The 25,864-nt window shown below is 39.7% G+C and carries 22 protein-coding genes; 12 read left to right on the top strand and 10 right to left on the bottom strand.

Features of this window, described 5'->3' with window-relative positions:
* Positions 1-7: 7 nt before the first annotated feature.
* Positions 8-2,905, bottom strand: coding sequence for a valine--tRNA ligase (locus AAC388_RS03630; protein WP_044101603.1), 2,898 nt, complete (start codon positions 2,903-2,905; stop codon positions 8-10).
* A gap of 196 nt (positions 2,906-3,101) precedes the next feature.
* On the opposite strand from AAC388_RS03630, the gene AAC388_RS03635 reads away from it, so the two are divergent.
* Genes AAC388_RS03635 through AAC388_RS03645 form a run of 3 tightly spaced genes read left to right on the top strand, consistent with a single transcriptional unit; the run spans position 3,102 to position 5,093 of the window.
* Positions 3,102-3,773 (top strand): hypothetical protein, encoded by a 672-nt coding sequence (locus tag AAC388_RS03635; RefSeq protein WP_002116504.1) that lies wholly within the window; start codon positions 3,102-3,104, stop codon positions 3,771-3,773.
* A 25-nt stretch (positions 3,774-3,798) separates the two neighbouring features.
* A complete protein-coding gene (locus AAC388_RS03640) occupies positions 3,799-4,605 on the top strand; it encodes an SDR family NAD(P)-dependent oxidoreductase (protein WP_057085978.1) in 807 nt (268 codons plus the stop codon).
* A 53-nt stretch (positions 4,606-4,658) separates the two neighbouring features.
* Positions 4,659-5,093 carry a nuclear transport factor 2 family protein gene (locus AAC388_RS03645; RefSeq protein ID WP_057085977.1) on the top strand — a complete coding sequence of 145 codons (435 nt, stop codon included), beginning with the start codon at positions 4,659-4,661 and terminating at the stop codon, positions 5,091-5,093.
* Here AAC388_RS03645 and AAC388_RS03650 read toward each other — a convergent pair.
* The 8 genes from AAC388_RS03650 to sdsA form a co-directional block, all read right to left on the bottom strand.
* On the bottom strand, positions 5,090-5,524 hold the full coding sequence (locus AAC388_RS03650; RefSeq protein WP_017400199.1) for a YbjQ family protein: 435 nt from the start codon (positions 5,522-5,524) through the stop codon (positions 5,090-5,092). The genes AAC388_RS03645 and AAC388_RS03650 overlap by 4 nt on opposite strands.
* A gap of 7 nt (positions 5,525-5,531) precedes the next feature.
* Positions 5,532-5,882, bottom strand: coding sequence for a YbjQ family protein (locus AAC388_RS03655; RefSeq protein WP_104075287.1), 351 nt, complete (start codon positions 5,880-5,882; stop codon positions 5,532-5,534).
* Between the two features lie 108 nt (positions 5,883-5,990).
* Positions 5,991-7,442 carry a multidrug efflux RND transporter outer membrane channel subunit AdeK gene (gene adeK, locus AAC388_RS03660; protein ID WP_032056635.1) on the bottom strand — a complete coding sequence of 484 codons (1,452 nt, stop codon included), beginning with the start codon at positions 7,440-7,442 and terminating at the stop codon, positions 5,991-5,993.
* Positions 7,442-10,618: an efflux RND transporter permease subunit gene (adeJ, locus tag AAC388_RS03665; RefSeq protein ID WP_206221993.1), complete on the bottom strand. Its 3,177-nt coding sequence runs from the start codon at positions 10,616-10,618 to the stop codon at positions 7,442-7,444. The genes adeK and adeJ overlap by 1 nt, the downstream gene beginning before the upstream one ends.
* 12 nt (positions 10,619-10,630) lie before the next feature.
* Positions 10,631-11,878 (bottom strand): multidrug efflux RND transporter periplasmic adaptor subunit AdeI, encoded by a 1,248-nt coding sequence (adeI, locus tag AAC388_RS03670; protein WP_342371207.1) that lies wholly within the window; start codon positions 11,876-11,878, stop codon positions 10,631-10,633.
* Between the two features lie 24 nt (positions 11,879-11,902).
* Positions 11,903-12,529: a phosphatase PAP2 family protein gene (locus tag AAC388_RS03675; RefSeq protein WP_005064516.1), complete on the bottom strand. Its 627-nt coding sequence runs from the start codon at positions 12,527-12,529 to the stop codon at positions 11,903-11,905.
* A gap of 183 nt (positions 12,530-12,712) precedes the next feature.
* Positions 12,713-14,773: a site-specific recombinase gene (locus tag AAC388_RS03680; RefSeq protein WP_342371209.1), complete on the bottom strand. Its 2,061-nt coding sequence runs from the start codon at positions 14,771-14,773 to the stop codon at positions 12,713-12,715.
* A 14-nt stretch (positions 14,774-14,787) separates the two neighbouring features.
* Positions 14,788-15,765, bottom strand: coding sequence for an All-trans-nonaprenyl-diphosphate synthase (gene sdsA, locus AAC388_RS03685; protein ID WP_002116233.1), 978 nt, complete (start codon positions 15,763-15,765; stop codon positions 14,788-14,790).
* A gap of 441 nt (positions 15,766-16,206) precedes the next feature.
* On the opposite strand from sdsA, the gene rplU reads away from it, so the two are divergent.
* The 7 genes from rplU to AAC388_RS03720 all read left to right on the top strand — a co-directional run bounded on the left by rplU (position 16,207) and on the right by AAC388_RS03720 (position 21,995).
* Entirely contained in the window at positions 16,207-16,518 is a 312-nt protein-coding gene (gene rplU, locus AAC388_RS03690) for a 50S ribosomal protein L21 (protein WP_000271409.1), read from the top strand.
* A gap of 18 nt (positions 16,519-16,536) precedes the next feature.
* Positions 16,537-16,794, top strand: coding sequence for a 50S ribosomal protein L27 (gene rpmA / locus AAC388_RS03695; RefSeq protein WP_002116037.1), 258 nt, complete (start codon positions 16,537-16,539; stop codon positions 16,792-16,794).
* A 239-nt stretch (positions 16,795-17,033) separates the two neighbouring features.
* Complete coding sequence (lolA, locus tag AAC388_RS03700) at positions 17,034-17,729, top strand: outer membrane lipoprotein chaperone LolA (protein WP_004789378.1); 696 nt, start codon at positions 17,034-17,036, stop codon at positions 17,727-17,729.
* Positions 17,730-17,846: 117 nt separating this feature from the next.
* Positions 17,847-18,647 (top strand): RsiV family protein, encoded by an 801-nt coding sequence (locus AAC388_RS03705; protein ID WP_342371210.1) that lies wholly within the window; start codon positions 17,847-17,849, stop codon positions 18,645-18,647.
* A gap of 118 nt (positions 18,648-18,765) precedes the next feature.
* The gene (serS, locus tag AAC388_RS03710) at positions 18,766-20,037 is read left to right on the top strand and encodes a serine--tRNA ligase (protein ID WP_005072887.1); all 1,272 of its coding nucleotides are present in this window, start codon (positions 18,766-18,768) and stop codon (positions 20,035-20,037) included.
* A gap of 67 nt (positions 20,038-20,104) precedes the next feature.
* The gene (gene cysG, locus AAC388_RS03715) at positions 20,105-21,478 is read left to right on the top strand and encodes a siroheme synthase CysG (RefSeq protein ID WP_005072889.1); all 1,374 of its coding nucleotides are present in this window, start codon (positions 20,105-20,107) and stop codon (positions 21,476-21,478) included.
* A 43-nt stretch (positions 21,479-21,521) separates the two neighbouring features.
* Positions 21,522-21,995, top strand: a complete 474-nt coding sequence (locus tag AAC388_RS03720) for a tRNA (cytidine(34)-2'-O)-methyltransferase (protein WP_002116042.1) — start codon at positions 21,522-21,524, stop codon at positions 21,993-21,995.
* A 61-nt stretch (positions 21,996-22,056) separates the two neighbouring features.
* On the opposite strand, the gene AAC388_RS03725 is transcribed toward AAC388_RS03720, so the two are convergent.
* Positions 22,057-23,676: a PT dipeptide repeat lipoprotein gene (locus AAC388_RS03725; protein ID WP_342371211.1), complete on the bottom strand. Its 1,620-nt coding sequence runs from the start codon at positions 23,674-23,676 to the stop codon at positions 22,057-22,059.
* Between the two features lie 101 nt (positions 23,677-23,777).
* On the opposite strand from AAC388_RS03725, the gene AAC388_RS03730 reads away from it, so the two are divergent.
* Together AAC388_RS03730 and AAC388_RS03735 are read left to right on the top strand one after the other, a co-directional pair.
* Positions 23,778-24,968: a cupin-like domain-containing protein gene (locus AAC388_RS03730; RefSeq protein ID WP_342371212.1), complete on the top strand. Its 1,191-nt coding sequence runs from the start codon at positions 23,778-23,780 to the stop codon at positions 24,966-24,968.
* Positions 24,969-25,053: 85 nt separating this feature from the next.
* The gene (locus AAC388_RS03735) at positions 25,054-25,863 is read left to right on the top strand and encodes a DUF6502 family protein (protein ID WP_342371213.1); all 810 of its coding nucleotides are present in this window, start codon (positions 25,054-25,056) and stop codon (positions 25,861-25,863) included.
* The last annotated feature ends 1 nt before the right edge of the window (position 25,864 follow it).

Genomic DNA, 25,864 nt, shown 5'->3' on the forward strand with positions numbered 1-25,864 from the left:
TTAAAGATTAAAGCGCAGCAATTTGCTCCATATTCGCTTTAACTTTCTCTAACTGAGCAGCAAACTCAGCAAGCTTCGCTTTTTCACCTTCAACAACCGCTGCTGGTGCTTTAGATACAAAGCCTTCGTTTGCAAGTTTGCCCGCAATTTGGTCATGTTGCTTTTGGATTTTATCTAAATCTTTTTGCAAACGAGCAAGCTCAGCTTTAGGGTCAATTAAACCTTTCATTGGTACAAATACCGATGCATGGCTTACAACGCTAGAGCAAGACAAAGGTGGTTCTTGGTCTTTATTCAAGAACTCAATGCTTTCAACTTTAGCCAATGCTTTGAACAATGCTTCAATACGAATAATTTGTTCACGTTCAGCATCAGATGTGTTTTGAAGTAATACTGGCAACAAGCGCGCATTACCTAAGCCCAACTCACCACGGATGTTACGTACGGCACCAATCAAACCTTGAAGCCATTGCATATCTGCTTCAGCTTGTTCATTGATTTTTGCTTGCTCAGGAATCGGGTATTGAGCAGTCATAATCGTTGGGCCGCCTTGACCAAGCATTGGTGCAAGAGTCTGCCAGATTTCTTCTGTCAAATATGGCATAAGCGGATGAGCCAAACGCAATGAAGCTTCCATCACAGCAAGTAATACACGGCGTACTTCAGCTTTACGCTCTTCTGAAACTTCTGCATCATTCAGAACTGGTTTAGTTAACTCAACGTACCAGTCACAGTATTCATTCCAGATAAAGTCGTAAATCGCTTGAGCAGCAAGGTCTAAACGATACGTTGCAAACGCTTGATGTACAGCAGCTTCTGCTTTTTGCAAACGGCTGATAATCCATTGTTCTGGAAGTTCCCATAGATCAGGACGCGCTTCTTGACCAACAGTTTGGCCTTCAACATTCATCAAAACGAAACGAGTTGCGTTCCAGATTTTGTTACAGAAGTTACGGTAGCCTTCAACACGTTTTAAGTCGAACTTGATATCACGACCAGTGTTTGCAAGTGCACAGAACGTGAAACGAACTGCGTCAGTACCATAAGCATTAATGCCTTCTGGGAACTCTTTACGCGTTGATTTTTCAATCTTCGCTGCATCTTTAGGGTTCATTAGGCCAGTTGTACGTTTTGCAACTAAGCTTTCTAAATCAATACCGTCAATCAAGTCTAATGGGTCAAGTACGTTACCTTTAGACTTCGACATTTTTTGACCTTCACCATCACGTACCAAGCCGTGAACGTAAACAGTCTTAAATGGAACTTGCGATGAACCATCTTCATTTTTCATAAAGTGCAAGGTCATCATGATCATGCGGGCAACCCAGAAGAAAATGATGTCAAAACCAGTCACCAACACATCTGTTGGGTGGAAAGTTTTTAAGAAATCATTTGCTGCATCTTTTTGTGCGTCGCCAGTCCAACCTAAAGTTGAGAATGTCCAAAGTGCAGATGAGAACCATGTATCAAGAACGTCTTCGTCTTGTTTAAGTTCAACGTCAGCAGCGATGTTATTTTTCGCGCGTACTTCTTCTTCGTTACGGCCAACATAGATGTTGCCATTTTCATCGTACCAAGCTGGAATACGGTGACCCCACCAAAGCTGACGTGAAATACACCAGTCTTGAATATCACGCATCCACGCCATGTACATGTTGCTGTACTGCTCTGGAACAAACTTAATACGGCCATCTTGAACTGCTTCAATTGCAGGCTCAGCAAGAGGCGCAATTTTTACATACCATTGGTCAGTCAATAATGGCTCAATGATCACACCTGAACGGTCACCGCGTGGCGCTTTTAAGTCATATGGTTGGATTTGATCTAACCAGCCTTCAGCTTCAGCTTGGGCAACTAATTTTTTACGTGCTTCAAAACGCTCTAAACCAGCATAGTCTGCAGGTGCAGTAATCGTTTTAGAAATTTGTTCGCCAGCTTTTGCAATATATTCAAACTCACCTAAAACTTCGGCATTTTTGTTGAAGATATTAATGATTGGTAAGCTATTGCGTTTACCTAGGTCATAGTCATTGAAGTCGTGAGCAGGCGTGATTTTTACACAGCCAGTACCGAAGTCTTTTTCAACGTAGTCGTCAGCAACGATCGGAATTAAACGACCCGTAATTGGCAATACAATATTTTTACCAACAAGGTGCGCATAACGCTCATCTTCTGGATGAACGGCAACGGCAGTATCGCCGAGTAAAGTTTCAGGACGAGTTGTTGCAACAACTAAATAGTCTTTGCCGTCTTGAGTTTTAACTGATTTGTCTTCAAAGAAATATTTAAAGTGCCAAAGTGAGCCTTTTTCTTCTTTGCTTTCTACTTCAAGGTCAGAAAGAGCTGTTTGAAGTTTAGGGTCCCAGTTTACAAGACGTTTACCACGATAAATTAAACCGTCTTCGTGCAAACGAACGAATACTTCTTTAACTGCGTTTGATAAACCTTCGTCCATCGTGAAGCGTTCACGTGACCAGTCTACAGATGAACCTAAGCGACGAATTTGTTTCGTAATTGTGCCGCCAGATTGTTCTTTCCATTCCCAAACTTTTTCAATGAACTTTTCACGGCCTAAGTCGTGACGAGTTACGCCTTGTAAGCCAAGTTGACGCTCAACAACCATTTGAGTTGCAATACCAGCATGGTCTGTACCCGGTTGCCACAAAGTGTTTTTACCCATCATGCGGTTATAACGGGTGAGGGCATCCATAATGGCATTGTTAAAGCCATGGCCCATGTGCAAACTACCAGTGACGTTTGGTGGCGGAATCATGATACAGAATGATTCACCGTGACCAGAAGGTTTGAAGTAACCTTGTTCTTCCCACGTTTTGTACCACTTCTTTTCGATCTCGGTTGGATCGTATGTGGTTGCAATATTTTGAGCGGTTTGAGCGTCAGTCATAGTAGCTTAGATCGAATATGCATAAAAAATTGCATCTATTGTAGCAAAAAAATGCCTCGAAATTAATGTGCTGAAAACAGATAAACGGTTTTGTATTTTTTTCAAAAAACGGTAGATTTATGAAAGATGGATCACAATTTAATCGTGTGGCGACACGGCACAAAAATTACAAAAGAATTGAAAAAGGATGCTGCTGATGAGTTATGAAGTTTTTTTGAAAATTTCCGATTCGACTTATACACAATTCGAGGCTATTCGGCAAAAACTGCATGATGGGGTAAGCCAAAGTCAGGCAAAAGTTTTGGGGGATGTCTTGTCTGACCTTTCTTGTGAAATTATTGAGCAGGTTTTTTCTGTGCTTTTACAGTCAGGAAATGCAAGCATGTCTCCAAAACAACAAGCTGAGTCTGAAAAAGTTATTCAGCAAGTTTTAGAGACTTTTCGAAAATACATGCCTTGGTCAGTTTCATTCTTTGGAAATGAACGTCTTTTACCTTTAGTTGACTACATGACATCTCTCATGAAAGAGCAAGGGCAGCAAGTTTATATTACCTATCCGGTCACACTTCAACTCGTACAACAAGCCGAAACCCTTACCCAGCAAATTCGTGACGGTAATATGCAAAGCATTACGGCTGCATTTGAAACACTCATACAAATTGTGGATTTAGGCGTAACAAGCCTAGTACGTGAACCTAAAAAGCGTTTAAAATTTAATTTGGTTGTCGATAAAACTCTTAACGGAGTCATCAACATGACGACGCATTTGGGCTATAAACGTTTGGAAAAGTTAGGGACACAGGTCGATCAGACCACAGCAACTCATTATATCAACCACTTTTTGGCCTTCATGCACCAAGCAGCATAATTTAAAAAGATAATAGGAACATCACATGGCCAAACTTGATACTTTGCAAAATAAAGTGGTATGGATTACGGGCGCATCTTCTGGTTTGGGTAAGGCCTTAGCAGGGGAGTTGGCTTTACAAGGCGCAAAGCTGATTTTGACTTCGCGTCGTTTTGAAGAATTAGAAGAAGTGCGGGTTGGCTTATTAAATCCCGATCATCATTTGTCTGTGGTCGCAGATATTACTGATGAAAAGCAGGTTCAAGACGCTTACAAGCAGATTTTAAAGGCGAAAGGCCGTATTGACTGGCTCATCAATAATGCAGGTTTGAGTCAACGTGCTTTAATTAAAGACACGACAATGGCAACCGAACGCGCCATCATGGAAGTCGATTATTTCTCACAAGTTGCGTTAACTAAAACCGTCCTACCGACCATGCTAAAACAAAAGTCTGGCCGAGTTGTATTTGTGTCGAGTGTAGCGGGTTTATTGGGTACACAGTACCGTGCAAGCTACTCGGCTGCTAAAGCAGCGATTCACATGTGGGCAAATAGTTTACGTGCTGAGGTCTCAGATCAAGGTGTCGAAGTTTCGGTTATTTTCCCTGGTTTTGTAAAAACTAATGTTTCTTTCAATGCACTCAATGGTGCAGGGGAACCTCAAGGCCATCAAGATGAAGCAATTGAAAATGGTTTAGAGGCAGATGTTTTTGCAGAGCAAGCTGTAAAAGCGTTAGTACAGGGTCAAGAATATATTGTTGTGGGTGGGACTAAAGAAAAACTAGGTGTAATGGTTTCTCGAATGTCACCAAAACTTCTTTATAAAATGATTCGGAAAACAAAAGTAAAATAAAAAAGTGATTTTGCCGTGCTAAATTGGTGAAAAACCCGCATAGAAGGTTCGCCATGGATCAGGATTATCACCGTATTTTAGAAGTCGTCACGCGTTTTCAATTGGTCTTTGATCAGAAAAATTGGGATGCTTTTGATGAGTTGTTGGCAGATCAACTTGAGGTGGACTATTTTCAATTTAGAGGAGAGCCTTTATGTGTGGTGTCTTGTCATGAATATAAAGGTTCTCGGCAACAAGCTTTATCCCATTTGCGACTACAGCACAATTTGAGCAATCCTCTGGTTCGGATTGAACAAGATCAAGCATGGCTAGAATGTAATTATCAAATTTATCGTTTTTCAGAAAATGATTATTTTCATTCTTTTGGTCGTTATTATTTTACTTTGGCAAAACAACAAGACCAATGGAAAATTACCCGAATTTGCCAACATTTAACTAAAAATATTGGCAATCCACGTATTCATTTTTCTGAGGTTGGGCAGTATTAATCTTTAACTGCTGTTCCATAAGCAAAAACTTCGACCATTCCGCCTTGCATTCCGAGTTCGGTTGTACTCAGCCGAACTCCCATAATATGAGTAGCACCGACACTTTGCGCTTGTTGTTTTAAACGTACAATCGCCTCTCGGCGAGCACGCTCAACAATACTTTCATAACTGGTTAGTCTTCCGCCCAAAACATTTTTTATAGATGCCAATACATATTTAAAGTAATCATGAGAAATCACAACATTACTGCTAATAAAGTGGCCCAGTTGGTCACTCGTTGCAAAACGATTGGTATCAATTCTGATATGGGCAAATTGTTGCTCTTTTTCTAGAAGTTCATTCAAATGTTTTCGTTCAATATGGCGGCCAAAACCCCAACCAATGCTGAAAAGAATGAGAAAAATAACAAGCTGAAAAATAAGATTGTCCATTTTCTACCTATGCATTAAATGGATCGGGTAGATGAGGGGTTTGAGGCTGTACAACCACTGCTGTGCCATATACAAATAACTCAGAAGCACCTTGTGCAATATTGGAAGTTGAAAAGCGGATACCCACAATTGCATTCGCACCAAGTTGCTGGGCTTTTACAATCATACGCTGCATGGCTTCTTGGCGAGATTCTTCTAATAATTCGGTATAACCCGTAAGTTCACCACCCACAATATTTTTTAAACTTGCCATCAAGTCACGGCCAACATGCTTACTACGAACGGTACTTCCGTAAACAACATCCAGCTGCTTTACAATCTGGTGGCCTGGCACACTTTCTAAATTACTCAATAACATTGTTTTTTATCAATCTAAATTCTTAAGGTTTCAAGATAAAAAATATTCAGATGAGTTGCAATAAAAAAGCCCACCGAAGTGAGCTTTTGTGAATAAGTTATTTAAAACTTATTGCTTTTTAAGTTCAGCACTAGATGGTTGATTAACCACTGTATCTGAAGTATTTGCTTTTAAACCACCACCTAGAGTTTTGTATAACTCGATTTGGTTGTTTAAGTTTGCTTGTTGAAGCAATAACAAACCTTGTTCTGCTGAATAAGATGAGCGCTGTGCATCAAGAACCGTCAAGTAACTATCAATACCGGCACGGAAGCGGGCATTTGAAAGTGTGTAGTTGCGGTTAGTTGCTTCTACTAGACGTTGTTGAGCTGTTAAACGCTCACCAATGTTGGCACGAGTTGCAAGCGCGTCATTAACTTCGCGGAACGCAGACTGAACTGATTTTTCATAATCAGACAATGCAATTTTCTGATCAGTTTCAGAAATTTTCACATTGGCGCGACGAGTGCCCCAGTCAAAGATTGGTAAGTCTAAGCTTGGTCCAATTGACCATACAAAACCACCAGACTTAAATAGATCACTTAAGTCAGTTGATGCATAACCTGCAGAACCCGTTAAGCTAATGGTTGGGAATAAACGTGCTTTTGCAGCACCGATATTCGCACCAGCAGCGCTTAAGTTATATTCAGCAGCTTTTACATCTGGACGGTTGTTAAGCAAGTCGCTTGGTAAACCCGCTGTAAATACATTTTGTTGCGTAATGCGTTTTACAGGTTGGGTTGGCAACAAGTTTTGTGGAACTGATTGGCCAACTAACAAGTTCAACAAGTTTTGAGCTTGAGCAATCTGTGTTTTGTAGTTCGCTACATCATTACGCGCAGTTTCTACAGAAATCTGTGCCTGACGTAGTGGAACTTCACTGTCGATGCCCACATCAAAACGTTTTTTGTTGAGATTGTAAGAATCTTGCTGTGCTTTAAGCGTTTGCTCTGCAAGTCGTAAGTTGGCAGTTGCAAAAGAATAGTTCAACCACGCTTGAGCCACTTGACTGATTAGACTGATTTGAGTCGAATCACGTGCGCTTTGCGTTGAAAGATAACTATCTAACGCAGCATCTTTTAAGCTACGTACGCGGCCCCAAAAATCAAGCTCATAGGCAGTTACACCCAGACCTACTTGATAAGTAGAGTAGGGGTTATTCGGATCACGGCTTTGAGAAACCTGACGAATTGCACTACCACTTGCTCCGATTGTTGGAAGCTGATTGTTCTGTGTAATTCGATATTGCTGTTGAGCACGTTCGATATTGAGCGTTGCTGTACGTAAGTCGCGGTTGTTGGCAAGTGCCAAATCAATCACTCCGAGCAAACGAGGGTCGCTAAAGAACTGTTTGTAACCCTGTTCAGCAATAGACGTACCAGAAGCGCTATATGCATAGCTTTGTGGAATATCGGTTTTCACGACTGGTTCTGGGCCGCGCATGCTTTGACAAGCTGCCAAAGCAAGCGCAAGTGCAGATACCGCAATGCTACGACCTGAAATAGACCATACGTTTTGCATCACGATTTATGCTCCTGAGTGTTTATGGTTTTTGGTTTGTACTTAAAGATACTACGAATCCACACATAGAATACAGGGATAAAGAAGATACCTAAGAACGTTGCACTGAGTACGCCACCGAGTACACCGTAACCAACAGAGTGCTGACTTCCTGCACCTGCGCCTGTTGAAAGGGCAAGCGGAAGTACACCGAAACCGAAGGCAAGGGTAGTCATGATGATTGGACGTAAACGCATTTTTGCAGCATGTAAAGTTGCTTCAATCAGGTCTTCACCTTTTTCCTGCAGCTCTTTTGCGAACTCAACAATTAAGATCGCATTTTTTGCAGAAAGACCGATTACCGCGATCATCGCTACCTGGAAGTAAATGTTATTTGAGAGATTTGGATCTCCTTTAATAATCATACCCAAGTAAGTTAATACGATTGCACCAATAATACCGAGTGGTACCACAAGTAAAACCGAGAACGGAATAGACCAGCTTTCATACAATGCAGCCAAGCAAAGGAAAACGATTAACAATGAAAGCGCATATAAGAATGGAGCTTGAGCACCAGACTCACGTTCTTCAAGTGATAAACCTGTCCATTCATAGTCGAAACCTTGTAAGCCCATAGATGGTAACTTGGCAATAATTTCTTCCATTGCTTTCATCGAGTCACCAGAGCTCACGCCAGGTGCAGGTGTACCTTGAATGTTAACCGATGATACGCCGTTATAACGTTCAAGACGTGGAGAACCATATGTCCATTCGCCAGTAGCAAATGCAGAGAACGGTACCATTTCGCCTTTGTTATTACGTACATACCACTTGTTTAAGTCTTCAGGCATCATACGGCTACCCGCATCACCTTGAACATAAACTTTTTTCACACGGCCACGGTCAACGAAGTCGTTAATGTATGAGCCACCCCATGCAATACGCATCGTATTGTTAATGTCGGCAATACTCACACCCATCGCTCCAGCTTGAGCTTGGTCTACATTAATTTGATACTGAGGTGTATCTTCTTGACCATTAGGGCGAACACCCACAAGACGTTTATCTTGTGCAGCCAAACCTAAGATCGTATTACGTGCAGCAATAAGTTTCTCATGGCCTTGACCACTTGAATCTTTAAGTTGCAAGTTGAATCCGGCTGTTACACCTAATTCAGGCATTGCTGGAAGCTGTAAAGGCATGATGTAAGATGCGTCTTTAACGATCATATTCAATGCCATACCACGCTGAATCAATGCGCCAATTTGAGTTTCTGGTGAAGTACGTTCACTCCAGTCTTTCAATTTAACGAAGCCAATACCAGCATTTTGACCAACACCTGTGAATGAGAAGCCCGAAACGGTGAAAATAGATTCCACAGTATCTTTTTCATTCATGAAGAAGTTTGTCATGGTGTCAATCACTTTACCTGTACGGTCAAGCGTTGCATTTGGCGGTAATTGAACAAGCGTCATTACCACACCCTGATCTTCTTCTGGTAAGAATGAAGATGGGAGTTTTTGGAACAAGAACACTAATAAAGCAATAACTACAGCGTAAAGCACGCCAGAGAAGATTTTGCCCTTAAGCATGCGGTTAACACCATTTTGGTAGCTATGCGACATGCGGTCAAAACCATTGTTAAAGCCTCTAAAGAAACGAGCAAAAATATTATTGCTTGGTGCTTTGTTAGGATCATGCTGTTTTAAAATGGTTGCACAAAGTGCCGGTGTAAATGTTAACGCTACAATTAACGATAGAACCATTGCTGTTACAAGGGTAATCGAGAACTGACGGTAAATTACACCAGTGGTACCACCAAAGAATGCCATTGGTACGAATACCGCTGTTAATACGCTTGTAATACCAATTAACGCGCCAGAAATCTGTTGCATTGATCGTGAGGTCGCCGTGACCGGATCGGTATGCTCTTCACTCATAACCCGTTCGACGTTTTCGACCACAACGATGGCATCATCGACCAGAAGACCAATTGCCAATACCATGGCGAACATGGTTAAGGTGTTAATTGAGAAGCCAAAGATATTAATAACAGCGAATGTACCTAACACAACAACAGGTACAGCAAGTGTTGGAATAATCGTTGCACGCCAGTTCTGTAAGAACAAGAACATGACAATGAATACCAAAACTACCGCTTCAATTAATGTGTGTACAACACTTTCAATTGAAAGACGAATAAATGGAGTCGTGTCATAAGCTAGTTTATCTGCAAGACCTGTTGGATAGTTCTTACGTAATTCAGATAAACGATGTTCAACAGCTTCTGCGGTATCAAGTGCGTTGGCACCAGTTGCAATTTTAATTGCAAGACCACCAGCAGGTTTACCATTAAACTTCGAGTCAAACTGATAGTTATCAGAGCCTAACTCTACACGTGCAACATCTTTTAAACGAACCTCAGCACCAGATGCTGTGTTCTTTAAGAAGATATTTTTAAACTGTTCAGGTGTTTGCAGCAAACTTTGTGCATTCACTGTTGCGTTAAGCACTTGACCTTGTACAGCTGGTGCACCACCTAATTGACCTACTGCTACTTGTGAGTTTTGCGCTTGTAAAGCTGTCGCAATATCACTAGGTGTAAGCTGGTAACTGGTTAACTTAGCTGGATCAAGCCAAATACGCATTGCGTATGAACCACCAAAGACTTGTACCTCACCCACACCAGCAACACGGCTAAGCGGTTCTTTAATAGACGAGTTTACGTAGTCTTTAATGTCTGAATCAGAAAGGCTGTTATCTGGTGAGTAGAATGCAATAACTTGCAAGAAGCTTGCACCAGATTTAGTTACTGTTACACCTTGACGCTGTACATCTTCAGGTAAAAGCGCAGTTGCAGATTGCAATTTGTTTTGAACCTGAACCTGTGCAATATCTGGATCAATACCTTGTTCAAAGTTTAATTGAATAGAGGCCTGACCGTTACCAGCACTGTTAGATGAAATGTAGCGTAAACCATCTAGACCATTCATTTGTTGTTCAATGATCTGGGTTACAGTGTTTTCAACAGTCTCAGCAGATGCACCAGGATAAGTTGCAGCAATTGTAACTGTCGGTGGTGCAATCGTCGGATACTGTGCAATAGGCATTTTTGTTAGCGTAAGAATACCTGCCAACATAATGACTAATGCAATCACCCACGCAAAAATGGGGCGATGAATAAAAAATTGTGCCATTCAATCTACCCCTTATGCATTAGATGCTTTCTGTTCTGCTTGAGGTTTACCTGATTGAGCCGGTTTTGTCGCATTTGGAGCTGCACCTTGTGGATTCGCTGGTTGAGCTTGGTAAGGTTTTGCTGAAACTTCTTGCCCTTCTTTAACTTTGGCAACACCGTCAACAATCACTTTATCACCAGCTTTAAGACCGTTAGTTACAATCCAGTTTTGTCCTTGAACACCAGAGGTTTCAACAGGACGACTCTCAACAGCACCTTTGGCATTAACAAGCATTGCTACAGCTTGACCTGTAGGTAAACGTGTAATTGCAGCTTGAGGAATCAGGTAAGCATTAGGAACTACACCTTGAACAATCTGTGCAGTGGTATACATGCCTGGAAGTAACAGATGATTCGGGTTTGAGAATACGGCACGTAAAGTAATCGTTCCTGTATCCTGATTTACAGAAGCATCAGAGAAAGCAAGTTGTCCTTCGATTGGGTAATTTGAACCATCTTCGAGCTTCAATTTCACTTTCGTGTTGTTACTATTGTTCAAACTGCCTTTGCTAAGTTGTTGACGTAAACGTAATAACTCGGCACTAGACTGGTTAATGTCAACATAGATCGGATCTAACTGTTGAATCGTCACTAAAGGGTCAGTTTGGTTAGCAGTGACTAAAGCACCTGCTGTTACAGAAGAACGTCCAGACTGACCAGAAATTGGTGAGCGAATTGTAGAGTAGCCAAGATCAACATTTGCATTCGTTACTTGAGCTTTTGCAGCAGAAACTTGTGCTTCGGCAACATTAACCTGACCAAGTAAGTCGTCATATTCTTGTTTAGATACAGCGTTACTTGAAACAAGTTGCTTATAACGGTTTAACTTAGTACGTAGTGAAGCTAGATTTGCCTGTTGTTGTAAAAGGGTAGCCTTTGCATTTTCAAGCGTTGCACGGTTAGTTCGAGAATCCAGTTCATATAGAGCCTGTCCTTCACGAACGTAACTTCCTTCAGCAAACAAGCGTTTTAAAATCACACCACTTGTTTGAGGGCGAACTTCAGAAATTTGATATGCTGAAGTACGGCCGGAGAGTTCAACACTTTGTTCAACACTTTGTGGTTGAGCAACAATAACACCTACTTCTGCAGGCGGCATTTTCTGAGCAGCAGCAGCTTGCTGTTTCTCATCGGAGCCTTTGCTACAACCAACAAGTGCGATACTTGTTGCTAATGCGCAAGCAGTAAGGGCAGGAGCCCAAAGCTTAGCCGACATCATTGTTCCACCTCGTTTAGATAAAATCTAAAAATATATTTGTTTTCTACTTAACCTACTTTGTGTTTGTAATAACCAGAGCCAAAGCAGTGCAATCCAAATAAAACCTATGCCCCAACCGGCGAGTACATCTGTTGGAAAATGAACTCCAGCATATATTCTTGAAAGCCCCATGCAGATAAACCAAAGACAGGAAATCAAAATGATATAAGGAGAGTTAGTGTTGGGCTTATGGCATAACATTATCATTGCCATACAAGCCAGTGTTGATGCATAAACACTATGTGCACTTGGGAACGATGCACCATAACTTTCGACAATATGATATACCTGTGGAGGTCTTGGACGGTCAACACACCACTTGAGCAGCCAACCCGTGATGATACTGCCAAGAACACCCACGCTAATGAAAATAACAGTAATATATTTTTTATACCATGCTTGATATATACACACCAATAAGGATAAAAAACATACAAAAGGCATACCACCTACACGTGCTAGAAAGGTCGTAATAGAGTTAAGATAATCTGATCGATTTTCACTCAATATTTGAACGGTGAGAAGATCCAAAGATTGAAGTCTTGGTACAAAAAGACCAAGAACACCTAATCCTAAAAAAATACAACCAATAAAAAGCAATAAATAGGGCATGTATATACCTTTGCTTGTTCAAGCAGTGTCTACTACTGAAAGCCGTTAAAAGTGTACTTGTCAGTACACTTTTTTTCAAGCCTGATAGATCATCGTAAATTCATTTTGAAAATTTTTTAACATTTGGAAAAACAATCACAACAAAATTGACGAAAATCACATTTTGTGTACAAAGCAAAATTCTTAGTGGTCTGCTTTTTTTCCGTTATTTGTTGAAGTGTTTTCTTCAAGTTCTAATGGTTGTTTTGGTGGCCAGAAAAAATCGCTTGGACGAGTTAAAAAATGGGTCATGACCAATTTGGCTAAAGGTTTCCATTGTTCAAAGCGGACTCGACGCGCTCGTAATGCCACAATAATCGTTAAGGTGAAACTCACAAATAAGTTGGTGAGACCAATACATAACACACCAAGAAAGGACACGATAATCAGTCCGATATCTGGGCTGCCGTTAATAGTCATTAAACCTTGAATAAAGTTAGCTGATGCAAAGGCAATATGGCGGATATCTAAAGGTAGACCTAGGATAAAGCCTATGGTCCCCATACTTCCTAGCATAATACCGAATAAGAAGTTACCGGCTAACGCACCTAAATTACGTTCAATATATTCAGCAAAACGGTTAAGGCGATCTTGCCCAAACCAGCTAGCTAAAAGGCGATGTGCTCTTAGACGCGGGCCGACTTTTCGGTAAACAGCCATGTTGTCAAAGTATCCTGCAATGAGACCTGACAAAAACAGACATACTCCAGCAATTGCCGCATGTGGAACTGCTAGTGAAGTAAAGGGGTTTAAACTGTGTAGAAGATATGTTGCTTTAGTATGGGTTAATAACGGTTCATCAAGGTAAAACTGCCAAGCAAAAGTGATGAGTGCAGCAGTAGGAATCGCAATTGAAATATTGCCCAAAATAGCAATAAATTGCGTTCGGATAATATTAATAATAAGCGCCGCTAACTCTGCAATTTGAGCCGTTTTAGAGCCTTTACGTTGCTGCACTGTTGCAGCAAGAGCCGCCGCCGTCATAGCGGGTTGCTTGGTCGCAACTGTAAAATGCAGAACATGAATCAGAATGAAACCTAGGGAATAATTCATACTGAAAGTAAAGGCTTGCATGAGCGGGGCCATTGTCATTCTTGCAGCAAGAATTTTTAAAGATGCCATAAAGGCAATAATGACACCTGCACCAGCGGCAGCTTTATACATTCCCCAGAAGCCTTTGGTATCTGTACTTACGTAATGTTCACCTGTTCGGCTAGCATTTTCTGTTACCTGAAAAGCAATGAGTTCACTGGTCGTACTGAGTAATGAGCGAACACTTTTTTCGCTGTAATGTGCTTTGGTTAAATCGGAAATCAGATGTCCTAAAGAAACATATTTTCCTTTAGTGTTATCTACGACCAGATAAAGTAATAACTCAATTCGATCAAGACATTGCTCAAGTAATGACAGCAAATAAGTCAAACTTAAGCTGACACCAATTCTTTTGGTCGCACGACGAATCTTTAAAACCACATCTCGGCACTGTTCCAACATAACAAATGCTTGTGATGCATCGGGCGGGGAAATAACTGCAATTTCATGTTCAGAAATTTCTTGTTTTTTATACTTTTCAATAAACTCAATAATTTCACGGTTCTGAACTAAAAACGGCGACTCATATTCTGTTAATTCTGGCTGAGCGTTAATAAATTCGGGATAAAGACCAATTCCACTAATTCGATAAGATAAGACTGTAATGGCTTTAATCATTTCACTTTGAATGACTAACTTCTCATCGACATTACTTTGGCTTTGCCCAATAAGGCTAAATAAATTTGCCCAATCTTCATCATCAATATTATTGAGCCAGATTTTGTCACTTTCTAAATAGAAAATTTTTCCAATTAATATTTTGAGTTGGCTTGCATCTTCTATTAAAGGTAAAAAATGTGCTCCGAGTCTTTGCCCAAGCTGGTTCCAGAAACCATCTAAAGACAAAATTCCACTATCAGCATATAAACTAACTTGCTTATAGCGATTAATTAAACGTAATAAAAAAGTTTGTAGTAAGAAGGGCGCTGTAGGTGTGCGCAAAAGACTTTCAATAAAAGCCTGTATTTTTTTCTTAATTTCATCCGTATCTTGTGGGTTGGATGGTCGGATGACATTGACGAGTTCAATCAGTAGATTTTCATCAATGACAGCTTGAGGATCCTCAAGCTGCTTCTCTATTTTTAAAAAAAGATCTGAAAAATTTATATGCATAGGCAAAATAATATCTATTGTATTCGATGTAACGCAAGCTGAGTTAAGTTAATCAAAGCCTGACGATACGGTGTATCGGGTAGGTTTGATAAAGCTTGCAGTGCTGCTTCTGTTTCTTCTTGGGCACGTTGGTTGCAATAATCTAAAGCACCAGACTTCTGTACAATTTCGATGACCTGAGATAGTTGGTCTACTCCACCGGTTGCGATACTGCGACGAATAATCGCATGCTCTTCACCTGTTGAGCGTGCTAATGCAGAAATTAACGGTAAAGTTGGCTTACCTTCCATTAAATCATCACCAATATTTTTACCTAATGTTTCAGCATCAGAGGTGTAGTCTAAAATATCATCAATAATTTGGAATGCATTACCAAAATGACCGGCAAACAATCTTAATGGCTCACGATACGCTTCTTGCCCCGCCAAAATAGCAGCACCTTCTGTAGCCAGCTCAAACAGGCGAGACGTTTTACCATGAATAATTTTTAAATAAGTTTCTTCAGTTGTATCTGGTTGATGCTGTGATTGAAGTTGTAATACTTCACCTTCAGCAATTTCACATGTACCTGTTGAAAAGTCTTTCAATAAAGTCATGTTGTTTAAATCGACCAATAAATCGAAAGCACGAGCAATCAAGAAGTCTCCGACTAAAACAGCCGTCTGATTGTTCCATGTCGCATTTGCTGTAGGGCGACCACGACGAAGCCCAGATTCATCTACCACATCATCATGGACCAGTGTCGCGGTATGTAACATTTCAATGATTGCAGCTAAACGCTGTGCATTTGCCATGTTATCTAAACCACAAGCACGTGCTGCAAGCAAACACATGATTGGACGCATACGCTTTCCGCCAGCTTCAACGACGTGTTTGCTGACAGACATGACTAAACCGACTTTTGAGCTAATTCCTTCATTAATCAAGTGATCCATCGCAGCGAAGTCTGAAGCAACAGGCGCAAGAATGTCTTGCTTGAAATCGATGACCATATGAAGAAAAACCCCGTATTGGTAGATAAGTGGCGTTAGTGTATCAATTAAAGATGTGTTGCACAGGTTAACAAGTGGCTGATATTAATCATTTCTATTGTTTTTAAGCGTTTTTTGTTCTTTATTTAAGCAAAATACGATGTTTTCGGCAAAACAATAAATTTAATGACATCAGCATTAATACAACTTGTTCTTGACGCAATTTGTGTTTGGAACTGTATTTTAATTTTCATTCAGAATCAATGAAAACTGCTAAATTCCAGTCCAAGCTGTTTGATTTTGTAAGAATAGGGGATCATGCTTTACTGATAGATAGAAAATACTTGTCGTTTGATCAAATTTCACTTAAAATCTGTCGCCTTGTATAACCCCAGTGGCGATCGTTTTAAGATCGATATATCCCTTTATCGACACGACGACACGGGCTGATTGGAGTACATTATGTACGCAGTAATCCAAAGCGGTGGTAAACAGCACCGTGTAGTTGAGGGTGAAACCCTTAAAGTTGAATTATTGAAAGCTGAATCTGGTGCGACTATTACATTTGATGATGTATTAATGGTTGTAAACGGTGACAACATTCAAATCGGTGCTCCAGTTGTAGCTGGCGCTAAAGTAACTGCAGAAGTGATTGGTCATGGTCGTCACGACAAAATCCGCATCATCAAAATGCGTCGTCGTAAACACTACCGTAAACAACAAGGTCACCGTCAATGGTTCACTGAGTTGAAAATTACTGGTATTTCAGGCTAATCACGAGGAGTAAGAGACATGGCAACTAAAAAAGCCGGTGGATCGACGAAGAACGGTCGTGATTCAAACCCAAAAATGTTAGGTGTTAAAGTTTACGGCGGTCAAGCTGTAACTGCTGGTAACATCATCGTTCGTCAACGTGGTACAGAGTTCCACGCTGGTGCAAATGTTGGTATGGGCCGTGACCATACTTTATTTGCTACTGCTGACGGCGTAGTAAAATTCGAAGTGAAAGGTCAATTTGGCCGTCGCTACGTAAAAGTTGAAACTGTATAAGTTTTAGCTCGAAAAAAGCCCACATTTTGTGGGCTTTTTTTATGGCCTTTATTTTTATTCATCTTCATCATGATGAATGAAATTCTACAAACAACATGAATAACATAACAAAATATCTTATTTTCTCAATGATTAGCACAGAGTTTGTCGGTTAATATGAGTCTTGAATTAAGAGCTTACTCAGTTTCATAACTTTGAAAGAGAGTAAGTTGTCTTACAGCAACTAAAAAGGTGATGACATGAATATGCTTCGTAAAACTATGTGTGCTATTACACTTAGCGCGTCAGTGCTTGCTCCTGTAATGAGTACTACAGTGTTTGCTGCGCCTGTAGCAGCACCGGAGCAACAGGCAATTGGGAACCTGGTTAATCAGTTATCAGGTTTACAGCGTTTGACTGCCGACTTTGAACAAACAACTAAAGCCAATACAAAAACTGTGGCACAGAAAAAGAGTTTAAGTGCACAGCATATGAACCAGACATTTAAAGGCTCAATGAAAGTTGAGCGTCCGGGGAAATTTTATTGGGAAACAGTAAGTCCTGCTAAACAAACTATCGTAACGAGCGGAAAAACAGTTTGGATCTATGATCCGGATTTACAACAAGCTGTCCGCCAAAGCTTAGATGATCAGGTTGCAGATACACCAGCATTATTACTCTCTGGTAATACCAATCAAATCATGAAGTCTTATCGTGTAACACAACCCGATAAATCTAAACTCTATTTCACATTATTCCCTAAAAAAGAAGATGGGGCGTTCCAAAGCTTAACGATTAGCTTCGGAGCAAATAAAGCGCCTACACTTATGGTATTACAAGACTCATTAGGTCAAACCACCTATGTACGCTTTAAGAACGTTAAAGTAAATGCTTCAATTCCGGCATCAGTCTTTAACTTTACACCGCCAAAAGGTACAGATGTTATTGACCAATAATTAAAGCCTCTTCAAAAAAGCTACCGTAAAAGGTAGCTTTTTTTTATATAAGAGAGGCAGATACATTTTTTAACCCCGTCTTATTCTTACGCTTTGTATAGTGTTAGAGGTAAATTCATGGGGATTATTATGCGACTTTACGATAAGAAAATTATTTTTATTCTTCCATTAATGGCTGCAATGGCAATGGTAACTGGTTGTCAACCAAAGTCGGCAGCCAAAGAAGAGCAGGCTGCTTCGACTGCAAAAGTTAAAGAAACGAAAGAGGCTGGTGTTCCTGTAATTCAAGCAAAAGTAATCCCAATAAAATTGCCAAAATCAAAAGTTTGCTTAGAAGATGGTTGTACTGAGTATGATTTTCAAACAGTACAGACCAATCAAAAATGGATTAATGATTACTTCACCAATCGTATAAAGAAAGCAGATCCGAATGCTTTTGCAAATTTAGCCGATCAACCAGTTGAAGTACCTGAAGGTGAACCAAGTTCAAGTCAAAGTGCAATTTATGTTCGCTATTTAGGGCAAAACTATAATCTTGCTACCTTTGCATTACAGACTTATTCGTACTCAGCTGGTGCTGCACACGGCATGTCTCATCAAGAATTTGTAAATTTTGACTTATTAAATAAAAAGCACATTACTGTTGCTGAACTTATTCAGCCAGATGTTGAAAAACAGTTGGTTGATGCTCTTTTTGAAGCAAATACAAATTGGCTTCAAGCACATAATATTAGCCGTGAAAAACTTCAGCTAAGCGATAATTTCTACTATGGTGCTAATGGCATTGTATTTGTCTATCCAATTTATGAGCTGGCTTCATATGCAGAGGGAATGTCTGAATTAACGCTGCCATATTTTGAAGCGGGTAAGTTCATTAAACCTGAGTATTTGCCAAGTGTGCCAAACTATAACTTTTAAAATAAGTGATCTATTCTAAGAATTGTGTGAAAGCTATTCGTTATGAAGATGATCACTATATTTTTTAGTGTTAAGGCCTTACACTATAGCCAGTTTTTTACCCATATTATGATTGATTATGATCGACCCTAAGTTACTCAGAAATAATATTGAAGCCGTTAATGCGGCTTTGGCAAAACGCGGTGTTCAATTAGATGTTCAAGAATGGGCTTCTTTAGAAACTCGCCGTAAAGATTTGCAATCAAAAACTGAAAAATTGCAGGCAGAACGTAATGCCGGTGCAAAACAAGTGGGTCAGATTAAAAAATCCGGTGGTGATGCTTCTGAAATCATGGCGCGTATGCAAGCCATTGGTGACGAAATCAAAGCTGCTGAAGTTGCTTTGTCAGAGTTACAAAACGAGATTGAACAAAAAGCGTTGAGTATTCCTAACTTACCAGATGAGTCTGTTCCTGCTGGTAAAGATGAAGATGATAACGTTGAAATCTCAAAATGGGGTACGCCTCGTCAGTTTGATTTTGAAATCAAAGATCATACTGACTTAGGTGAGTGGATGGGTGGTTTAGAGTTTGAAACTGCTACTAAATTGACTGGTTCACGTTTTAGCGTACTGAAAGGTTCTTTAGCGCGTCTACAACGTGCGTTAACACAGTTCATGCTTGATACCCATACTTTAAAGAATGGCTATACAGAAGCTTACGTGCCTTATTTGGTCAATGCTGATTCACTTCGTGGTACTGGTCAGTTGCCAAAATTTGAAGAAGATTTATTCAAACTTCAAGGTGAAAAAGAATATTACCTCATCCCTACAGCAGAAGTTCCAGTTACTAACTTCGTTCGTGATGAGATTATTGATACCGAACGTTTGCCTTTAAAATATGCAGCGCATACGCCATGTTTCCGTAGTGAAGCTGGTTCTTATGGTCGTGATACCCGTGGTTTAATTCGTCAGCACCAATTTGATAAAGTTGAGATGGTGCAAATCGTTAAACCTGAAACATCTATGCAAGCACTTGAAGAGCTTACTGCACATGCTGAGGGCATTTTGCAGGCACTAGGTTTGCCATACCGCAAGATTTTGCTTTGTGGTGGTGACATGGGCTTTGGTGCAACTAAGACTTACGACTTAGAAGTTTGGGTTCCAAGCCAAAATACTTATCGTGAAATCTCTAGCTGTTCTAATATGGGTGATTTTCAGGCACGCCGCATGAAAGCACGCTACAGAATGGATCAAAAGAAGACCGAATTGGTGCACACACTAAATGGTTCAGGTCTGGCAGTTGGACGTACTTTGCTTGCTGTAATGGAAAATTACCAACGTGAAGACGGTTCTATTGAGATTCCAGAAGTATTACGCCCATATATGGGTGGTGCAACGTTTATTGACTAAGCTTTGCATCTAAATTGTGCACGGTTTTTGCTTAACCCAAATCAGATGATTAATGTAGAGGTTTAAGGTGGATATTTTTCCAATCTCTTTAAAGTTGCAACAGCAACATTGTCTGATTGTAGGTGGTGGGCATATTGCTTTGCGCAAAGCAAACCTTTTAGCCAAAGCGGGAGCAGTAATCGATATTATTGCTCCTGCAATTGAAGAGCAGCTTTTACAGTTAGTCAAAACGACAGGCGGAGAGTATTTTGCCGAGTCCTTTGCTGAAAAAATATTAAATACACCATATCGATTAGTGATTGCTGCAACTAATGATGCGCAAGTGAATAAAGCTGTTTTTGAACAATGCGAAGCGCGTAATTTATTGGTCAATAGTGTTGATGATATTCCACATTGCCGCTTTATGGTTCCAGCTATTATTGATCGTTCTCCGTTAATTATTTCTGTCGCTTCAAATGGTGCATCACCAGTTCTATCAAGACAACTTCGTACTCAAATAGAAACAATTGTTCCGCATGGCATGGGTAAGTTGGCTGAGTTTTCTGGTCAGTGGCGTAAGCAGGTAAAAGAAAAAATTCCCAATCCAGATGAGCGTCGGATTTTTTGGGAAAACCTCTATGCTAGCCCATTGAAAGAACAAGTTTTCAATGACAATTTAGAAGTTGCAAATGGTTTGATTCAGCAAGCCTTAACAGAATGGACTGCACCTAAAGGTGAAGTTTATTTGGTAGGCGCTGGACCGGGTGATCCAGAGTTACTGACACTAAAAGCATTACGTCTTATGCAGCAAGCTGATGTTGTGATTTATGATCGTCTTGTTTCTGCGCCCATTTTAGAGCTTTGCCGTCGTGATGCGACTAAAATTTATGTCGGTAAAGCCCGTTCAAATCATTCTGTTCCTCAAGATGGCATTAATGCTTTACTGGTTGAATATGCTCAAAAAGGAAAGCGCGTTTGTCGTTTAAAGGGTGGTGATCCATTTATCTTTGGACGTGGTGGTGAAGAGATTCAAGAGCTCGTTGAGGCGAATGTCACTTTCCAAGTTGTACCTGGTATAACAGCAGCATCAGGCTGTTCAGCTTATGCGGGTATCCCATTAACACATCGTGATTATGCACAAAGTGTTCGTTTCTTGACTGGGCATTTAAAGGAAGGTTCACCTGAACTTCCTTGGAATGAGTTGGTTTATGAAAATCAAACTTTGGTTTTATATATGGGGCTAGTTGGTTTAGAACGCATTTGTGAGCAACTTATTGCTCATGGTCAACGTGCTGATATGCCGGTAGCTTTAATCTCTAAAGGAACCACACCAGACCAGAAAGTTGTAGTTGGAACATTAGCTGATATCGCAACAAAAGTGTCTGAACATCATATCGTAGCACCGACTTTAACCATTATTGGTGAAGTGGTGAATTTACGTGAACAGTTAAAATGGCAATAAGTTCATTTGAGTTTATTGCTGGTTATTAAAGTCGAGAAAATTTGTGATTCATGTTGTCCTATACGAGCCTGAAATTCCTGCCAATACAGGCAATATCATTCGTTTATGTGCTAATACTGGTGCACAGTTACATTTGGTCAAGCCTTTAGGTTTTGAATTAGATGATAAAAAGCTCAAACGAGCAGGTCTTGATTATCATGAATGGGCACGTATGCAAATTTGGGACAACATAGAACTTTGCCTTGCTGACCTGAAAGCTAAAGGGGTTGAGCATGTTTTTCCACTCACCACTAAAGGTTCTGCAACTCCGCATACAGTTGATTTGAATCGACCTGTGGCTTTACTGATGGGACCAGAAACACGCGGTTTGCCTGAGCATGTTCGCTTGATGTTCCCACAAGAACAGTGGATTCGTTTGCCGATGGCGGAAAACTCAAGAAGTTTAAATTTATCTAATGCAACGGCTGTGATTGTTTATGAAGCATGGCGTCAGCAGGGTTTTAAAAACTTAGGATAAGTTAATAATTTTTAAATAAAAATAAGGCCACAGTTGTGGCCTTATTTGTTTTTTAGATGTCTTATTTAGGGAAAACAACACCACTTGCTAAATCATAATTTGTTGGTGAGTTAGTATAGACCGATCCAAGTCGAACTGCAAAGAACCAGCCTAAAGTACCTTGGTCTTGAATCCGATTTTCAAAGATATAAGGCTCATCTGTTTCGGATGCAGCATCTTCAATAAATACTTTGTATTCAATAGGTCCTGTATTTTCGCTGTCGCGCTCAAATAGATAACCATCAATATTAAAGAAGCCTAGGTTATTGTTCGCGTCGACTAACCTGTAACCTTCAGCTGCTTGCTCTTTAAGAAGTTTTTCAAGTTTTATTGCATCTTCCTTGTTGAAAGGAATATGTTGTGGAACTTCAAAATAACGATACGCATAGGTTCCGTTATGTGTACTACTATTTACACAAGTCGGTACATAGAAGGTTCCATTCGTTGTGCCATTATTGGTGAATTCTGAGTTTGCGTAAATTATCTTACAACCTTGTGCACCAAGTTCATTGAAGGCATTTAGAATACTGGTGCGAGAAGTGTTAGTTAAGAAGCGATTAGAATACGAATAGGTTGCAGGTTTCTTATCATTTTTCACAAATAAATATTTATCTGTATCAGATGTAACCTCACCAAATGAAAGCTTATATATATAGCCTAAGCTACCTTGTTTATTTAACTCATTCACCCATAGTAAATAACGGTTTGCTACTGAATTAGTTTTAACATCAACTGTTTTATAGGTGTATGTATCAGTGGATTTATTGTTTTTAACATATAAATTTTTATACAGCGCAAAGCTTCCATCCGGATTATCTAATCTTACAGATGGCGTGAGAAGAGCGTAGCCTTGGCGTCCTTGATCATTAAGTTGACTTAATACGTCTGCCCAAGATTCCTTATTATCTCCTAGTCTAAAACTTGCTGTTGCCAATACTTGAGTTGGCTTTTGCATGCTTGCTGGTGGAGTTGTTTTTGTGAAGCAGGTATTTGTGAGATCAAAGTTTGCTTGCTGCAAATAATTATGTATCGCATTTGGTTCATCTGTAGGAACTAGACAGAATTGGTTTGCATTTTTAAACCCTAGAATAGCTGGCTGTTTCTGCGTTAGCTTTCCTGCTACTACAAGCTGCCAATCTACTTTGTTATAGCTTGAGGTTTGTACTGTCTGAGGTGCTCCAATATTTGAAACCAGACTAAAATCTTCAGCTTGGCGGTAACTTGCAACAATGTTACCTGTACAGTTCGATTCATTCTCATAACGTACTGTTTCACTGGCAAATCGCAAGCTGTTATCAGAAACCTTAATGACATTCATTTTTAGAGCAGAGCCGTTAATACAACCTCCTTTGCCTGCTAACCAACTTCCAACAAAGCGATCCGCTACACTTGTTGGTGTTGGTGTTGGTGTTGGTGTTGGTGTTGGTGTTGGTGTTGGTGTTGGTGTTGGTGTTGGTGTTGGTGTTGGTGTTGGTGTTGGTGTTGGTGTTGGTGTTGGTGTTGGTGTTGGTGTTGGTGTTGGTGTTGGTGTCGGTGTTGGTGTTGGTGTCGGTGTCGGTTCCGAATCGTTATCGTCAGACCCACACCCACTTAAAGCTATAAAAATCAAAGCAATGCTGCTTCCTTTTACTATGTTATTCATCACATGAACCCTTTTTTTATTAAAAATGTGAAAATTTAACATTTTTAAAATAGATCAATTATAATGCAGTTGTAAAGATCAAATTTGAAAAAAGGTTCAACATGGCAGCTTATAATCAAATTGAAATATTCGAACAAAGCCAAAAATGGTTTGACCAGTTGCCATTAGAGTGGAAAAACTGGCTTGAAGAAAACTTAGAAAAAGGGTGTGGGGTTGAACAATTAGTCGATGTATTAAAAGCAAATGGTTTTGAACCAAAATTTGAAATGAATGATTTGAAATTTCAGACTTTATTGGATCATGATCAAGAGTGGATAATTGAACAAGTTTTAAATGACGTAACGTCTTCGGAAATTATAAAAATATTAATAGAGCAGGGGCATGATGGTTTAAAAGTAAAAGAATATTTAAATAATTTAGAAAATAATAAGTTATATAAAATGTTGAAGAAAAAGCATCATCAACTTAAAAAGCGTGAATGGTTAATAGAAACTGTAGATCAATTGGCACAGTTAAACTCTGACTATAGTAAAAAAATTCCTTCTATTACTGCTCCAAATTTTTCTGATTTTGTGAAGGGTTACTATAGTCAACATCGCCCTGTGATTTTAAAAAAAGGAATAGAACATTGGCCAGCTTTGCACAAATGGTCTCCGCAATATTTTGCTTCTAAATTTGGTCATCATTTAGTTGAGGTTCAGATGAATAGAAATTTAGATGAACAGTTTGAAAGACATTCTCCATCACTAAAGCAGAAAATGAAGATGTCAGAGTTTGTATCAAAAGTTATGTCAGTTGATGCTAGTAACGATTTTTATATGACTGCAAATAATGCATCAAATAGTCATCAGATGCTTCAAGAATTATTTTCAGATATAGATGATTTTGCAGATGGTTACTGTGATTTGGCTTTAAAGGATGACCGTAGTTTTTTATGGTTTGGACCTAAAGGAACATTTACGCCCTTACATCATGATTTAACGAATAATATGTTAGTTCAAATTTATGGGAGAAAAAAAGTAACTTTAATTCCTGCCTTGCAAGTTCCTCATCTATATAACGATCATTGGGTATTTAGTGAGTTGAGTGATACAAATAAAATTGATTTTGAAAAATATCCTTTAGCAAAATCAATTACTCCTGTTGAATGTATTTTGAATGCAGGGGAAGCTCTATTCATCCCGATTGGTTGGTGGCATAGCGTAGAAAGTTTGGATGTCTCAATCAGCATTTCTTTTACCCATTTTAATGCACCAAATCATTATGTCGATCGGTTTCCCAAAGAGGTCTAAGAATGAAAATTGCATCTTAAACCGTTCAGTGTGACAATTGCTCGGCCCATACTGTTTTTCAAATATGAAGGAAAATTGTTACTCTATGACCACACTCCAAACGAACAATGCAGAACTTAATCAGAAGCAGGTATTAATGTTAATGGAATACCTGACGCAATGGTTAATTCGTTCAGGAGTGGGATATAACGACTTTGTAACTGCTTTAAAACCTGTTTTCTATCAACAGGCTTTAAGTGAGCTAGAGCGTATAGAGCAAAAGCCAACTGATTCAGCAGTCAGTTTACTTTCAGGGTTACATCGCAAAGACGTGAATGCATTTAAAAAGGCAATGCAGGCTGGTCAGCCTTTAACAGAGGCAAAAGTAGCAGAGCCAGTAAGTGTTCCTGCTCGGGTGATTGGTTTGTGGCTTGCAGAGGGATTGGCAGAAAAAATTCCATTTGTGAGTAATGATCAGATTAGTTTTGAAAATTTAGTAAAGAAAGTCTCAACTGAAAAGCATCCAAGATCTATTTTGAATGAACTCGAACGCCTAAATATTGTGAAAGAAGAAGATGGCCTTGTGGTGTTACAGCAGCGTAGTTTTATGCCTGATGTTGAGCAATTCGAGGTTCGAAAATTATTAACGAGTAATTTAGAAGCACATTTAGCTGCTGGAGTTCATAATTTATTTCAGCCAGAAAAAGAATCCTATTTAGAACAAGCAATTTTTGCTGATGAACTAACAGATGAATCGATTACTTTACTTAAAGAAGCAAGTTTACGCTTATGGGAAGATTTATCACTACAAGTACTTAAATTAGCTATTGAACGTTGTGCACTCGATGAAGGAAAAGAGGGTGCAACAAAAACTTTCCGTTTCGGAGCTTATCAATATGACGAAAACAACTTATAAA

It is taken from the genome of Acinetobacter sp. D009, from assembly GCF_038562025.1.
In the GTDB taxonomy this organism is placed as follows: domain Bacteria; phylum Pseudomonadota; class Gammaproteobacteria; order Pseudomonadales; family Moraxellaceae; genus Acinetobacter; species Acinetobacter pittii.

Coding starts and splice junctions, on each gene's coding strand:
- AAC388_RS03630 (WP_044101603.1), bottom strand. CDS start 2,905: ATGACTGACGCTCAAACCGCTCAAAATATTGCAACCACATACGATCCA.
- AAC388_RS03635 (WP_002116504.1), top strand. CDS start 3,102: ATGAGTTATGAAGTTTTTTTGAAAATTTCCGATTCGACTTATACACAA.
- AAC388_RS03640 (WP_057085978.1), top strand. CDS start 3,799: ATGGCCAAACTTGATACTTTGCAAAATAAAGTGGTATGGATTACGGGC.
- AAC388_RS03645 (WP_057085977.1), top strand. CDS start 4,659: ATGGATCAGGATTATCACCGTATTTTAGAAGTCGTCACGCGTTTTCAA.
- AAC388_RS03650 (WP_017400199.1), bottom strand. CDS start 5,524: ATGGACAATCTTATTTTTCAGCTTGTTATTTTTCTCATTCTTTTCAGC.
- AAC388_RS03655 (WP_104075287.1), bottom strand. CDS start 5,882: ATGTTATTGAGTAATTTAGAAAGTGTGCCAGGCCACCAGATTGTAAAG.
- adeK (WP_032056635.1), bottom strand. CDS start 7,442: ATGCAAAACGTATGGTCTATTTCAGGTCGTAGCATTGCGGTATCTGCA.
- adeJ (WP_206221993.1), bottom strand. CDS start 10,618: ATGGCACAATTTTTTATTCATCGCCCCATTTTTGCGTGGGTGATTGCA.
- adeI (WP_342371207.1), bottom strand. CDS start 11,878: ATGATGTCGGCTAAGCTTTGGGCTCCTGCCCTTACTGCTTGCGCATTA.
- AAC388_RS03675 (WP_005064516.1), bottom strand. CDS start 12,529: ATGCCCTATTTATTGCTTTTTATTGGTTGTATTTTTTTAGGATTAGGT.
- AAC388_RS03680 (WP_342371209.1), bottom strand. CDS start 14,773: ATGCATATAAATTTTTCAGATCTTTTTTTAAAAATAGAGAAGCAGCTT.
- sdsA (WP_002116233.1), bottom strand. CDS start 15,765: ATGGTCATCGATTTCAAGCAAGACATTCTTGCGCCTGTTGCTTCAGAC.
- rplU (WP_000271409.1), top strand. CDS start 16,207: ATGTACGCAGTAATCCAAAGCGGTGGTAAACAGCACCGTGTAGTTGAG.
- rpmA (WP_002116037.1), top strand. CDS start 16,537: ATGGCAACTAAAAAAGCCGGTGGATCGACGAAGAACGGTCGTGATTCA.
- lolA (WP_004789378.1), top strand. CDS start 17,034: ATGAATATGCTTCGTAAAACTATGTGTGCTATTACACTTAGCGCGTCA.
- AAC388_RS03705 (WP_342371210.1), top strand. CDS start 17,847: ATGGGGATTATTATGCGACTTTACGATAAGAAAATTATTTTTATTCTT.
- serS (WP_005072887.1), top strand. CDS start 18,766: ATGATCGACCCTAAGTTACTCAGAAATAATATTGAAGCCGTTAATGCG.
- AAC388_RS03725 (WP_342371211.1), bottom strand. CDS start 23,676: ATGAATAACATAGTAAAAGGAAGCAGCATTGCTTTGATTTTTATAGCT.
- AAC388_RS03730 (WP_342371212.1), top strand. CDS start 23,778: ATGGCAGCTTATAATCAAATTGAAATATTCGAACAAAGCCAAAAATGG.
- AAC388_RS03735 (WP_342371213.1), top strand. CDS start 25,054: ATGACCACACTCCAAACGAACAATGCAGAACTTAATCAGAAGCAGGTA.